This window comes from Burkholderia sp. BCC1988, assembly GCF_905339895.1.
Taxonomy (GTDB): Bacteria; Pseudomonadota; Gammaproteobacteria; order Burkholderiales; family Burkholderiaceae; genus Burkholderia.
Genome location: NZ_CAJPHA010000003.1, coordinates 33,833 through 47,378, shown reverse-complemented (window position 1 = coordinate 47,378; position 13,546 = coordinate 33,833). Strand labels below are relative to the sequence as shown.

At 66.5% G+C, this 13,546-nt stretch carries 13 protein-coding genes and 1 tRNA gene; 9 read left to right on the top strand and 5 right to left on the bottom strand.

Features of this window, described 5'->3' with window-relative positions:
- Window positions 1–7: 7 nt before the first annotated feature.
- On the bottom strand, window positions 8–1,744 hold the full coding sequence (locus tag U4012_RS05115; RefSeq protein WP_044844213.1) for a proline--tRNA ligase: 1,737 nt from the start codon (window positions 1,742–1,744) through the stop codon (window positions 8–10).
- A gap of 218 nt (window positions 1,745–1,962) precedes the next feature.
- Between U4012_RS05115 and U4012_RS05110 the strand changes: the two genes are divergently transcribed.
- A complete protein-coding gene (locus U4012_RS05110; RefSeq protein ID WP_044844214.1) occupies window positions 1,963–2,610 on the top strand; it encodes an RNA pyrophosphohydrolase in 648 nt (215 codons plus the stop codon).
- A 13-nt stretch (window positions 2,611–2,623) separates the two neighbouring features.
- Window positions 2,624–3,232 carry a CNP1-like family protein gene (locus tag U4012_RS05105; RefSeq protein ID WP_044844215.1) on the top strand — a complete coding sequence of 203 codons (609 nt, stop codon included), beginning with the start codon at window positions 2,624–2,626 and terminating at the stop codon, window positions 3,230–3,232.
- A gap of 102 nt (window positions 3,233–3,334) precedes the next feature.
- Here the strand turns inward: U4012_RS05105 and proB are convergent, their stop codons facing one another.
- From proB to rplU, 4 genes are all read right to left on the bottom strand, one after another.
- On the bottom strand, window positions 3,335–4,453 hold the full coding sequence (gene proB / locus U4012_RS05100) for a glutamate 5-kinase (protein WP_121858525.1): 1,119 nt from the start codon (window positions 4,451–4,453) through the stop codon (window positions 3,335–3,337).
- A gap of 90 nt (window positions 4,454–4,543) precedes the next feature.
- The gene (cgtA, locus tag U4012_RS05095) at window positions 4,544–5,656 is read right to left on the bottom strand and encodes an Obg family GTPase CgtA (protein ID WP_321796714.1); all 1,113 of its coding nucleotides are present in this window, start codon (window positions 5,654–5,656) and stop codon (window positions 4,544–4,546) included.
- 188 nt (window positions 5,657–5,844) lie between these two features.
- On the bottom strand, window positions 5,845–6,108 hold the full coding sequence (gene rpmA, locus U4012_RS05090; protein ID WP_006476999.1) for a 50S ribosomal protein L27: 264 nt from the start codon (window positions 6,106–6,108) through the stop codon (window positions 5,845–5,847).
- 24 nt (window positions 6,109–6,132) lie between these two features.
- The gene (gene rplU, locus U4012_RS05085) at window positions 6,133–6,444 is read right to left on the bottom strand and encodes a 50S ribosomal protein L21 (protein ID WP_006025184.1); all 312 of its coding nucleotides are present in this window, start codon (window positions 6,442–6,444) and stop codon (window positions 6,133–6,135) included.
- 210 nt (window positions 6,445–6,654) lie between these two features.
- Between rplU and U4012_RS05080 the strand changes: the two genes are divergently transcribed.
- From U4012_RS05080 to coaE, 7 genes are all read left to right on the top strand, one after another.
- Window positions 6,655–7,650 carry a polyprenyl synthetase family protein gene (locus tag U4012_RS05080; protein WP_044844218.1) on the top strand — a complete coding sequence of 332 codons (996 nt, stop codon included), beginning with the start codon at window positions 6,655–6,657 and terminating at the stop codon, window positions 7,648–7,650.
- 148 nt (window positions 7,651–7,798) lie between these two features.
- A tRNA-Pro gene (locus U4012_RS05075) sits at window positions 7,799–7,875 on the top strand.
- A 149-nt stretch (window positions 7,876–8,024) separates the two neighbouring features.
- Window positions 8,025–9,311 (top strand): HlyC/CorC family transporter, encoded by a 1,287-nt coding sequence (locus U4012_RS05070; protein WP_082088470.1) that lies wholly within the window; start codon window positions 8,025–8,027, stop codon window positions 9,309–9,311.
- 82 nt (window positions 9,312–9,393) lie between these two features.
- The gene (locus U4012_RS05065) at window positions 9,394–10,671 is read left to right on the top strand and encodes a GspE/PulE family protein (protein WP_321796710.1); all 1,278 of its coding nucleotides are present in this window, start codon (window positions 9,394–9,396) and stop codon (window positions 10,669–10,671) included.
- A gap of 5 nt (window positions 10,672–10,676) precedes the next feature.
- On the top strand, window positions 10,677–11,882 hold the full coding sequence (locus U4012_RS05060) for a type II secretion system F family protein (protein WP_321796708.1): 1,206 nt from the start codon (window positions 10,677–10,679) through the stop codon (window positions 11,880–11,882).
- Between the two features lie 45 nt (window positions 11,883–11,927).
- Window positions 11,928–12,839, top strand: a complete 912-nt coding sequence (locus tag U4012_RS05055; protein WP_321796706.1) for an A24 family peptidase — start codon at window positions 11,928–11,930, stop codon at window positions 12,837–12,839.
- Between the two features lie 84 nt (window positions 12,840–12,923).
- Complete coding sequence (gene coaE / locus U4012_RS05050) at window positions 12,924–13,532, top strand: dephospho-CoA kinase (protein WP_124488225.1); 609 nt, start codon at window positions 12,924–12,926, stop codon at window positions 13,530–13,532.
- Window positions 13,533–13,546 lie beyond the last annotated feature (14 nt).

Genomic DNA, 13,546 nt, shown 5'->3' with positions numbered 1-13,546 from the left:
GAAGCGCTTAGCGCGCGAGCGCGGCGCGGATCTTCTCCGTCACCGTCGCCGCGGCCGCGTCGGCCGGCAGCAGCGTCGCCTCGGCGTCGCGGCGGCCCTGATACTCGATCTTGCCTTCCTTCAGGCCGCGCTCGCCGATCACCAGGCGATGCGGCACGCCGATCAGTTCCCAGTCGGCAAACATCACGCCCGGGCGCTCGCCGCGGTCGTCGAGGATCACGTCGATGCCGGCCGCGGCCAGTTCCGCGTACAGCTTGTCGGCGGCCTCGCGGACCATGTCGCTGCGATCGTAGCCCATCGGGCACAGCACGACTTCGAACGGCGCGATCGACTCGGGCCAGATGATGCCGCGCTCGTCGAAGTTCTGTTCGATCGCCGCGCCGAGAATGCGCGTGACGCCGACGCCGTAGCAGCCCATCAGCATCGGCTGCGGCTTGCCCGACTCGTCGAGGAAGGTCGCGCCCATCGCTTCCGAGTACTTGGTGCCGAGCTGGAACACGTGGCCGACTTCGATGCCGCGGCAGATGTCGATCTCACCCTTGCCGTCCGGCGACGGATCGCCCTTCTTCACGTTGCGCACGTCGGCGACGTCCGGCTCCGGCAGGTCGCGGCCCCAGTTCACGCCGGCGATGTGATAGTCGACCTCGTTCGCGCCGACGACGAAATCGCTCATGTTCGCGACCGTGCGATCGGCGATCACCTTCACCGGCTTCTTCGTGCCGACCGGGCCGAGGTAGCCCGGCGGCGTGCCGAACCACTCGACGATTTCCTGCTCGGTCGCGAAGCGGTGGTTCTTCAGCCCCGGCAGCTTCGACACCTTGATCTCGTTCAGGTCGTGGTCGCCGCGCAGCATCACGAGCCAGATGGTCGGCTCGGCGCCTTCGTTGTCGGTGGCGAGCACGATCGACTTGATCGTGCGCTCGAGCGGGATCGACAGCAGTTCGGCGACGGCCTCGCACTTCGCCTTGCCGGGCGTCGCGACCTTTTCCATCGCTTCGGCGGGTGCCGCGCGTTCGGCGATCAGCGGCAGCGCTTCGGCCGCTTCGACGTTCGCCGCGAAGTCGGACGTCGGGCAGTAGGCGATCGCGTCCTCGCCGGTATCGGCGATCACGTGGAACTCGTGCGAGAAGTTGCCGCCGATCGAGCCGCTGTCGGCCGCAACCGCGCGGAACTCGAGGCCGAGGCGCGTGAAGATGCGCACGTATGCGTCGTACATCTTGCGATATGACTCGTTCAGGCCGGCCGCGTCCTTGTCGAACGAATACGCGTCCTTCATGATGAACTCGCGGCCGCGCATCACGCCGAAGCGCGGACGGATCTCGTCGCGGAACTTCGTCTGGATCTGGTAGAAGTTCACCGGCATCTGCCGGTAGCTCTTGATCTGGTTGCGCGCGATGTCGGTGATGACTTCCTCGTGCGTCGGCCCGATCACGAAGTCGTTGTCCTTGCGGTCCTTGAAGCGCAGCAGCTCGGGGCCGTACTGCTCCCAGCGGCCCGATTCCTGCCACAGCTCGGCCGGTTGCACGGCCGGCATCAGCAGCTCGATGGCGCCTGCCCGGTTCATTTCCTCGCGCACGATCGCCTCGACCTTGCGAATCGAACGCAGGCCGACCGGCAGGTAGTTGTAGATGCCGCCGGCGACGCGACGGATCATGCCGGCGCGCACCATCAGCTTGTGGCTGACGATCTCTGCGTCGGCCGGTGCTTCTTTGAGGGTGCCGATAAAGAAACGGGAAGCTTTCATGCGGACGGTTCCAAATACGGCGCCCCCAGGCGGGGCGCCCGAAAAAGTTTCAAGGTGAAAAAGCTGCGCGCGACGAACGACGATGGCGCAGATGACTTAGCAGACAAATCAGGGACAATTCAGCCGGTGTACCCCGCGCGGTTTCGCTCCGTCACGGTGCGCAGCGCCCGTTATCTGTTTATAATCAAAGCAATTTTAAAGGATTCGAAGGTGGTTGTATGCTGGATCGTGAAGGCTTTCGCCCGAACGTCGGCATCATCCTCTTGAACGCGCGCAACGAGGTGTTTTGGGGCAAGCGGCTCCGCGAGCATTCCTGGCAGTTTCCTCAAGGTGGGATCAAGTACGGCGAGACCCCCATGCAGGCGATGTACCGGGAACTGCACGAGGAGACGGGCCTGCACCCGGAACACGTCAAGATAATCGGCCGCACTCGCGACTGGTTGCGTTACGAGGTGCCTGACAAGTTCATCAAACGCGAAGTACGCGGACATTACCGCGGCCAGAAGCAGATCTGGTTCCTTCTGCGGATGGTCGGACGCGATTGCGACATTTGCTTGCGCGCGACCGACCACCCGGAGTTCGATGCGTGGCGCTGGAACGAGTACTGGGTGCCGCTCGATGCGGTGATCGAGTTCAAGCGGGATGTCTATCAGTTGGCGCTGACGGAACTGTCGCGCTTCCTGCGCCGCCCGGCGCAGCGAGCCGAAAAGCCGCGTGGGCCGCGTCTGTCGCGCTATCCGCGCGTCATCGGCGCGCAGGCCCAGCAGACGCTGACGATTGTCGACACATCGGTGGTCTGTTCGGAGATCGAAGTGGAGGCGAGCACGCTCGACGAGATGCCGCCCCGCGTGATCGTCGGCAAATGACGAGTCGGACTGCATGACCGGGCGCGACCTTGGTGTCGCGCCCTTTTTTTACGAGGAATGCATATTGAAAGCGATTGCTCTCGCGCTCGCATCGATCGTCGCGGCGGCCACGCTGGCCGGTTGCGCGAATTCGAAGACGCCGACCAACAAGGATGACAGCGAGTTCGTGTACCTGCTGGACCGCCAGGGCAACTGGAAGGAAAACCCGGTCGACACGCTGCCGCCGCTGCCGCAAGCGGGCGATCTGCTGCCGTTCAACGTGTCGCAGAACACGCCGCTCAAGTTCTCCGTCGATGCGAAGTCGCTAGCGGTCGGCAGCGACGGCGTCGTGCGCTACGCAGTCGTCATCACGAGCCCGGCCGGCGCGCGCAACGTGAACTACGAAGGCATCCGCTGCGACACCTACGAATGGCGTCAGTATGCAGGCCTGAATTCGGATCACGACGGCTGGGACCGCACGGTCGAGAACGACTGGCGTCGCATCGAGAACGGCGAGCTGAACGCGTACCACTCGGCGCTGTACCAGGACTATTTCTGCGCGAACAAGATGCCGCAGGGCACGACCCAGCAGATCCTCGAGAACATCAAGTTCCATCGCACCGCGATGAGCCAGCTGCGCTGACCGCGCAACCGAGGCCGGCTGCCCGGCCTCGTTTCGCTTCGTCACAACAAAAAGCCCGCGCGATGCGGGCTTTTTGCTGTCTCGCGACGCCTGGCCGAACGGTTACACGAGCACGAGGTTGTCGCGGTGAATCAGCTCCGGCTCCAGCATGTAGCCGAGCACCGTCTCGATCTCGCCGCTCGGCTTGCGGTGAATCAGCTTCGTTTCCGCGCTGCTGTAGTTCGTGAGGCCGCGCGCCACTTCACGCCCGTCGGGGCCGACACACGCGATCACCTCGCCGCGTGCGAACGCGCCCTGCACGCCGATCACGCCGATCGGCAGCAGGCTCTTGCCGCCGGCCGTCAGCTTCTCGACCGCGCCCGCATCGATCACGACGTGCCCGCGCACCTGCAGGTGATCGGCCATCCATTGCTTGCGCGCGGCCATCCGCGCGGTGCGCGCGATCAGCTGCGTGCCGATCGCCTCGCCCGCCGCCAGCCGCACCAGCACGTCGGCTTCGCGGCCGCTCGCGATCACGGTGTTCGCGCCGCTGTGCGCCGCGCGCTTCGCCGCGAGGATCTTCGTCAGCATCCCGCCGCGGCCGAGGCTCGAGCCTGCGCCGCCGGCCATCGCCTCGAGCTCCGGCGCGCCCGCGCTGGCTTCCGCGACCAGCGTCGCATTCGGATCCTTGCGCGGATCGGCGGTGAACAAGCCCGTCTGGTCGGTCAGGATGATCAGCGCATCGCCTTCGATCAGGTTCGCGACGAGCGCGCCGAGCGTGTCGTTGTCGCCAAACTTGATTTCGTCGGTGACGACCGTGTCGTTCTCGTTGATGATCGGCACGACGCCGAGCCGCAGCAGCGTGAGCAGCGTCGAGCGCGCATTCAGGTAGCGCTCGCGATCGGCCAGGTCGGCGTGCGTCAGCAGGATTTGCGCGGTGCGGATATCGTGCTCGGTAAAGCGGCTTTCATAGACTTGCGCGAGCCCCATCTGGCCGACCGCGGCGGCGGCCTGCAGCTCGTCGATCTCGCGCGGACGCTTGCTCCAGCCGAGCCGCTGCATCCCTTCGGCAATCGCGCCCGAGCTGACGAGCACCACTTCCTTGCCCTGCGCGCGCAGCGCGGCGATCTGGGCCGCCCAGCGGCCGATTGCAGCATGATCGAGCCCCTTGCCGTCGTTGGTCACGAGGCTGGAGCCCACCTTCACCACCAATCGCTTCGAATCCGCGATGATCGAACGCATCGTGCGCCGTCTCCTGTATCTGATGCCTGCCCGGCCGGGCGCAATTGAATTCAGGCACCGGACGCGATGTCCGGTGCGTGTCGGGCCCGCTCAGGCGTCGTCGCCGGACGTCGCGCCGCCATCGGCTTGCGGCGCATCGCGGAACCGCACGTCCGCGGCCAGATCTTCCTCTTCCGCCGCACGATGCGCGTCCGAATGCTCGGCGAGGTAATCGTAGATCGCGTAGCACAGCGCTTCGCAGCCCTGGCCCGTGAGCGCCGAAATCTCGAACACCGGGCCGTCCCAGCCGAAACGGTCGAGGAAATCGGCGACGCGCGCCTCGCGCTCGTCTTCCGGCACCATGTCGAGCTTGTTGAGGACGAGCCAGCGCGGCTTCTCGTACAACGCCTCGTCGTACTTGCGCAGCTCGCCGACGATCGCGGTCGCTTCCGCGACCGGATCGACGCTTTCGTCGAACGGAGCCAGATCGACGAGATGCAGCAGCACGCCGGTGCGCTGCAGGTGTCGCAGGAACTGGTGGCCGAGGCCCGCGCCTTCGGCGGCGCCCTCGATCAGCCCCGGAATATCGGCGATCACGAAGCTCTTGCTCGGGCCGACCCGCACGACGCCAAGGTTCGGCGCGAGCGTCGTGAACGGATAGTCGGCGATCTTCGGCTTCGCGTTCGACACCGACGAGATGAAGGTCGACTTGCCGGCGTTCGGCATGCCGAGCAGACCGACGTCGGCGAGCACCTTCAGCTCGAGCCGCAGCATGCGCCGTTCGCCGGGCTTGCCGTCGGTTTTCTGGCGCGGCGCGCGGTTCGTGCTCGACTTGAAATGCAGGTTGCCGAGACCGCCTGCGCCGCCCTTCGCGAGCATCACCTGCTGATCGTGCTCGGTCAGGTCGGCGATCAGCTCGCCCGTATCCATGTCGGTCACGACCGTGCCGACCGGCATGCGCAGCGTGACGTCGTCCCCGCCCTTGCCGTAGCAATCCGAGCCGCGACCGTTTTCGCCGTTGCGCGCCAGGTGCTTCTTCGCGTAACGGTAGTCGATCAGCGTGTTGATGTTGCGGTCGGCGATCGCGTAGACGTTGCCGCCCCGGCCGCCGTCGCCGCCGTCCGGCCCGCCGAACGGAACGAATTTCTCGCGGCGCATCGACGCGCTGCCATCGCCTCCGTCGCCGGCGATGACTTCGATTCGTGCTTCGTCAATGAACTTCATTCGTCACTCCGACCAGTATTTCCGCTATTGTGCCGCGCGCCGGCGCGCTTGAACAATCTGCCGTTCGGCCGATTGCCCGCCAGTGTCGCGACAGCCGCCGGCGCGCACATGCGCCCGGCGGCCAAATAAAAAAAGGCCCCGCGAAGACTGCGGGGCCTTTCGGCTACGAAGCCCGTGGGTGCCTGAACTTAGGCAGCCGCCGGGACAACGATGACCAGATGCTTCTTGTCCGCGCCCTTGGTCGCGAACTTGACGTGACCGTCGACCAGCGCGAACAGGGTGTGATCCTTGCCCATGCCGACGTTCTCGCCAGCGTGCATGCGCGTACCGCGCTGACGCACGATGATGCCGCCAGCGTTGATCGCCTGGCCGCCGTACACTTTCACGCCGAGACGTTTCGACTCGGAGTCGCGGCCGTTCCGGGAAGAGCCGCCTGCCTTTTTGTGTGCCATCTGATTGCTCCTTTACCGAGGCGCTTACGCGTTGATCGCGTCGATGCGCAGCTCAGTGTAGTTCTGGCGGTGGCCGCCGTGCTTTTGGTAGTGCTTCCGGCGACGCATCTTGAAGATGGTGACCTTGGCATGACGACCGTGCGACACAACGGTGGCCTTGACGGAAGCCCCACTGACCAGCGGCGTACCGAACTTAATCGATTCGCCTTCGCCCACTGCGAGAACCTGGTCGAGCGTGATTTCAGCGTCAATGTCAGCCGGTATCTGTTCTACTTTGAGTTTTTCGCCAACGGCAACCTTGTACTGCTTGCCGCCGGTTTTTATGACCGCGTACATTGAGAACCTCACTCTGGATCCAATTTTTCCGCACACCACGCGCGGAAAACACGTGATTATACATGGGCTTAGCACCCAAGTCAAAGCCGATCCACGATTACCGCCCGCAAGCCCTGGCCGGACGGCCAAAATCACCGGGCAGACACGTCCGACAGACCGGCATATCGCGGATTCGACTTATAATCCGCGGCATCACCCATTTCGATCATCATGTCGTCGTCCACCGCCTCCCCCACCCTCAGCGCCGCCCACCTGCTCGCCCCGATCGCCAGCGACATGGAGCAGGTGAATCGCGTTATCCGGCAAAGCCTCGCGTCCGACGTGCTGCTGATCAACCAGATCGCCGAGTACATCATCGGCGCGGGCGGCAAGCGGCTGCGTCCGGCCCTGCTGCTGCTCGTCGCCGGCGCGCTCGGCGAGACGTCGCACCAGCGGCACGTGCTGGCCGCCGTCGTCGAGTTCATCCACACGGCCACGCTGCTGCATGACGACGTCGTCGACGAATCCGAACTGCGGCGCGGCCGCCAGACGGCCAACGCGCTGTTCGGCAACGCGGCGAGCGTGCTGGTCGGCGACTACCTCTATTCGCGTTCGTTCGAGATGATGGTCGGCGTCGGCAAGATGCGCGTGATGGAAATCCTGTCGGAAGCGACGACGATCATCTCCGAAGGCGAAGTGCTGCAGCTCCTGAACATGCACGACGCGGACGTCGACGAGACGCGCTACATGCAGGTGATCCGCTACAAGACGGCGAAGCTGTTCGAGGCATCGGCCCGCCTGGGCGCGGTGCTCGCCGGCGCCGATGCGCCGACCGAAGCCGCCGCCGCCGAATACGGCCGCCGGATCGGCACCGCATTCCAGATCATGGACGACTGGCTCGACTACGCGGGCACGGCCGAAGCGATGGGCAAGAATGCCGGCGACGACCTGCGTGAAGGCAAGCCGACACTGCCGCTCATCTATCTGATCGAACGCGGCACGCCCGAGCAGTCGGCGCTCGCCCGCGAGGCGATCGAACAAGGCGGCACCGATCGCTTCGACACGATCTTCGACGCGATCACGCGTTCGGGCGCGCTCGACCATACGCTCGAATGCGCGCGCCAGGAAGCACAGGCCGCTGCGGCCGCGATCGCCGCGTTCCCGGATTCGATCTACAAGGAAAGCCTGCTCGCGCTGTGCTCGTACTCGACGTCGCGACAGTCGTAAGCGCGCGGCGACCGCGACGCGAACCGCTTTTCGAAAAATTTCTTCATCAAGGTATTCCCTTTTCGAAAAAACATCGTTATAGTTACGTTCTTGCTTGTGACGACGCAGCGATCTGAACGAAAGCGGCGAAGTCGGAAGAGCAAAAAATCGGGGTGTAGCTTAGCCTGGTAGAGCGCTACGTTCGGGACGTAGAGGCCGGAGGTTCGAATCCTCTCACCCCGACCAGATTTTGAAAAAACCGTGCACCGTGTGCACGGTTTTTTTTTGCCTTCTTCTGCCTGGTCTCGCGAGCGCGCGTGTCGCGCACGACACATCCCGGCCGCCGGCCTCTGCTATATTCCCTCCATCCCTGTCCTTCACTGCCCTTCTGACGCGTGGACCAAATTCCCTTATGGGCGCAAATCGGCGCCGTCTTCCTGCTTCTCCTCTGCTCCAGCTTCTTTTCCATTTCCGAGACCGCGATGATGGCGCTCAACCGCCATCGGCTGAAGCATCTCGCCGGCCAAGGCGTGCTCGGCGCGAAAACCACGCAGGGTCTCCTCACGCGCACCGACCTGCTGCTCAGCGTGATCCTGATCGGCAACAACCTGTTCAACACGATCATCCCGGTCCTGACGACGTCGCTCGCGCTGCACACGTTCGGCCGTAACAACCTGGCGCTGTCGATCGCGACCGGCATCGTCGCGTTCCTGATCATCGTGTTCGCGGAAATCGCGCCGAAGATCGTCGGCGCGACCTTTCCCGAACGCATCGCGCTGCCCGCCAGTCTCGTGATCGCGCCGCTGATGCGCGTGTTCAAGCCGGTCGTCTGGTTCGTCAATGAACTGGCGAACGGCGTGCTCTGGATGCTGCGCATCAATACGAAGAAGGGCCGCGACCAGCGGATGTCCGCCGACGAGCTGCGCGCGATCGTGCTCGAGTCGAGCAGCTTCATGCCGACCAAGCACCGCAGCATCCTGCTCAACCTGTTCGACCTCGAGAACATCACGGTCGACGACGTGATGGTGCCGCGCCGCCAGATCGAGTCGCTTAACTTCTACGCGCCGCTCGACGACATCCTGCATCAGCTCGAGACCTGCTATCACAACCGCCTCGTCGTATACGAAGGCGATATCGACAAGGTGCTCGGCGTGCTGCACGTCCGCAAGACGCTCACCGGGCTGCACAATCAGGATTTCGACCGCGAAACGTTGCGCACGCTGCTCGCCGAGCCGTACTACGTGCCGTCGGGCACGCCGGTCGTCCAGCAGCTCCAGTATTTCCAGGAAAGCCGGCAGCGGACCGCGCTCGTCGTCAACGAGTACGGCGAACTCGAGGGGCTCGTCACGCCCGAGGACATCATCGAGGAACTGATCGGCGAATTCACGACGTCGATGCCGCGCGGCGAACGCGCGGGCGGCTGGAACGAGAACGGCGAATGCATCGTCGCCGCCAGCATGCCGCTGCGCGAACTGAACCGCTGGCTGCACCTGCAACTGCCGACCGACGGGCCGAAGACGCTGAACGGCCTGATCCTCGAAATCCTCGAGGAAATTCCCGAAGGCGACGTGTGCCTGAAGATCCGCGACGTGATGCTCGAGGTCATGCGCAGCGATGACCAGGCCGTGCGCACCGTCAAGCTCTTCAAGCCGCGCAGCACGCGCGCACGCGGCGCGCGCTAGCCGAACGGCCGACTGTCGGCGCCGCGCGCGATACGCGACCATTTGCCGGTCACGATCAACAGGCGGCCGAGCGCCGGCTCACATGCAGTTCCCACTTCCCGGGGCGCCGCTGCACACGCAGCGGCCGCCTGTCTCCACCGACGCATCGCCCGCCGAAACACCGCGGTCGCTCGATGCGGCGCAACTCGACGACTCGCCCGCCGTCCGGCTGCTGACCGACACGCTGCACGCCGCCCGCGTGCGCGACGCGTCCGACATCCACGTCGAACCGTTCGAAGCAGGCTGGCGCATCCGCCTGCGCATCGATGGCGTCCTGCATGAACACGCGCGGCCGCCCGCTCATCTGCGCGATGCGCTCGTGACGCGGATCAAGGTGCTCGCCCGCATGGACATCGCCGAGCGCCGGCTTCCGCAGGACGGCCGGCTGCGCATCGCGGTCGACGGCGGCACGCGCGGCGACTACCGGGTCAGCTCGCTGCCCACGCTGTTCGGCGAGAAGCTCGTGTTGCGCCGCCTCGAAACGCTGCCGCCCGACCTCACGCTCGCGCGTCTCGGCTTCGACGCACGGCAGGCCGCGGCGATGGAAGCCGCGATACGCGCGCCGCACGGTCTCGTGCTCGTGACCGGGCCGACCGGCAGCGGCAAGACGCTGTCGCTCTACTGCGCGCTGCAGATGCTCGACCGCGATGCGCACAACGTATGCACGGTCGAGGATCCGGCCGAGATCCAGCTCGACGGCATCAACCAGGTCGGCGTCGCCGAAAAAGCCGGGCTGACGTTCGCCACTGCGCTGCGCGCGCTGCTGCGTCAGGACCCGGACGTCATCATGGTCGGCGAGATTCGCGATGCGGAGACGGCCGACGTCGCGATCAAGGCCGCACAGACCGGGCACCTCGTGCTGTCCACGCTGCATACGAACGACGCGCCGGCAGCCGTCGCGCGACTGCTCGACATCGGCGTCGCGCCATACAACCTCGCCGCCGCGTTGCGCCTCGTCACCGCGCAACGCCTCGTGCGGCGCCTGTGCCCCACCTGCCGCGTGCGTTCGGACGCGTCGGTGCGCGCGCTGCGCGAAGCAGGCTGCAATCCGGCAGCACTGGAATCCGGGTGGCGCCCGTTCGTCGCGCGCGGCTGTGCCGCCTGTCACGGCATCGGTTATCGAGGCCGCATCGGCCTGCATCAGACGATGCCGGTTTCACCGGAGATGGCGGAACGCATCGTCGCACGCGCAAGCGTCGGTGCGCTCGCGCAATGCGCGGCAGCCGAGGGCGTACGCAGTCTGCGCGACGCGGCACTCGCGCACGTTCGCGACGGTACGACGAGCGTCGCGGAAGCACTGGCCGCGACGCCCGACGCGTGATCGCGATGCCTGCACCGCCGCACGAGACGCGTTTCGCGTGGCGTGGCCGTCGTCGCGACGGCACGCCATGCCGCGGGAACGTCATCGCCTTCGATGCCGCCGCCGCACGTGCGACGCTCACGCGCGACGGCGTCACGGTGCTGTCGCTCGATGTCCGCGGCACGGCCCGGCCGCCGTCGGCCGGCGCGCGGGAAGTCACGCGCTTCACGCGTCAGCTCGCGAGCCTGCTGCAGGCCGGACTGCCGCTCGCACCGTCGCTCGAGATGCTCGCGCGCACCCGCACGCGCGACGGGCTGCCGCGCATCGCCGCCGGCCTCGCACGCGAGATCGTCGGCGGGCAACGCTTCGCCGCCGCGCTCGCACGCTACCCGTCCCAGTTCGGCACGCTGTATCGCCAGTTGATCGAGGTAGGCGAAGCATCGGGCGCGCTCGGCACCGTACTGACCCGCGTCGCGGAACACCGCGAACGCGCCGACGCGCAATGGCGCAAGCTGCGTGCCGCGCTCGCCTACCCGGTCGCCGTCATCGTGTTCGCGCTCGCGATCTCGGCCGCGCTGATGGTGTGGGTCTTGCCGACGTTCCGGCAGATCTTCGACGGCTTCGGCGCGGCCTTGCCGGCGCCGACCCGAGCCCTGCTCGCCCTCTCGTCCGCGACCTCGGCCTGGGGCGGCACGTTCGTCGCCGGGGCAGCGGTGGCGGGGCTCGCCGCACGTCACGCGCTGCGGCGCTCGCCATCGCTGCGCTACACGGCCGCGCGGCACGTGCTGGATGCGCCGCTCGTCGGCGGCGCGCTCACGCGGTTCGCCACCGCGCGCTGGTGCCGCTCGCTCGCAACGCTGCTCGGTGCGGGCGTCCCGCTCGCCGATGCATTCGCCACGCTCGAACGCACCGCCGGCCATCCGGTGTTCGAGCAGGCCACCGCGCAGATCGCGACGCAGGTGCTGCGCGGCGCGCGTCTCGCCGATGCGATGCACGCGGCGGGCTGCTTCCCGGACGACGTCGTGCAGCCGATCGCCGTCGCCGAGGAAACCGGCGCACTCGACACGATGCTCGCCGATATCGCCGCGCTATGCGAGCGGCAGCTCGACGCACGCCTCGATGCGCTCACCGCGCTCGGCGAGCCGCTGATCGTGATCGTCCTGGGTGCGCTCGTCGGCGGCCTCGTGATCGCGATGTATCTGCCCATCCTTCAGCTGGGCAACGTGGTGTAGCATCGCAACCGATTCTGTCGCCTTTCAAGCCCGAACCCGAGCCCCATGACGCCCGCGCCCCTGACCGCCGTTTTCGACTCGCCCGACAGCACGTTGCACGCGCTGGCGATGCTGCCGCTCGCGGTGCAGTATGCGTTCGCCGTCGTGCTCGGCCTGTGCGTCGGCAGCTTCGTGAACGTCGTCGTGCACCGGATCCCGGTGATGATGCAGCGCGCGTGGCAGGCCGAAATCGCGGAAGCAACCGGCAGCGCAAGCTCGCCGCCGGACGACGGCTATCCGCCGCACTACGATCTGTGGCGCCCGCGCAGCGCCTGTCCGCATTGCGGTCACGTGCTGCGCGCGTGGGAAAACATCCCGCTCGTCAGCTACCTGCTGTTGCGCGGGCGCTGCCGTCAGTGCGGCCATGCGATCGGCGTGCGCTATCCGCTCGTCGAGCTCGCCGGTGCGCTGCTCGCCGCCGGTTCGCTCGCCGCGTTCGGCCCCACCGTTGCCGCACTCGCCGCGCTCGGACTGTGCGCCGCGCTGCTGGCGATGAGCGCGATCGATATCCAGACCGGCTACCTGCCCGATTCGATGACGCTGCCGCTGCTGTGGGCCGGGCTCGCACTGAATCTCGGCGGCACGTTCACGTCGCTGCGTTCGGCCGTGGTCGGCGCGATGGCCGGCTACCTGTTCCTGTGGTCGGTCTACTGGCTGTTCAAGTGGCTGCGCGGCATCGAGGGCATCGGCTTCGGCGACCTGAAGTTGCTCGCCGCACTCGGCGCATGGATGGGCTGGGCCGCGCTGCCGCAAGTCGTGCTGTTCGCCGCGGTGACGGGTGCGCTCGTCGGGCTCGTCGCGACCTGGCGCGGGCGCATGCGCTTCGAGGAGCCGATTCCGTTCGGCCCGTTCCTCGCGGCAGGCGGCGTCGCCACGCTGTTTTTCGGTACCCCTTTCTATTCGGCGCTCGGCGGCTGACATGACACGCTGCCAACGTCCGCCATGTTCGCTGCGTCGCGGGGAGGCGCTTCGCTTCCGCGCGGCGGCCCGGCGGAGGCTCACATGTTTGCAATAGGACTGACCGGCGGCATCGGCAGCGGCAAGACGACCGTCGCCGACCTGTTCGCCGCACGCGGTGCATCGCTCGTCGACACCGACCTGATCGCGCACCGCATCACCGCACCGGCCGGTCTCGCGATGCCCGCGATCGAACACGCATTCGGACCGGACTTCGTCGCGGCCGACGGCTCGCTCGATCGCGCGAAGATGCGCGCACTCATTTTCAGCGACGACGACGCACGCCGGCGCCTCGAGGCGATCACGCATCCGCTGATCCGCGCCGAAACCGATCGCGAAGCCCGCGCAGCGCAGGGCCCTTACGTGATCTTCGTCGTGCCGCTGCTCGTGGAGTCAGGTAACTGGAAGGCGCGCAGCGATCGTGTGCTCGTGGTCGACTGTCCGGTCGAAACGCAGATCGCACGTGTGATGCGACGCAATGATTTCACGCGCGAACAGGTCGAAGCGATCATCGCGAGACAGGCAACGCGCGAAGCGCGTCTCGCAGCGGCCGACGACGTGATCGTCAACGACGCGACGACGCCCGATGCGCTCGCCGCGCAGGTCGATGCACTGCACCAACGCTATCTCGCATTGGCGGCTGCCGCGCACTGATCGCGGCGTGCGAT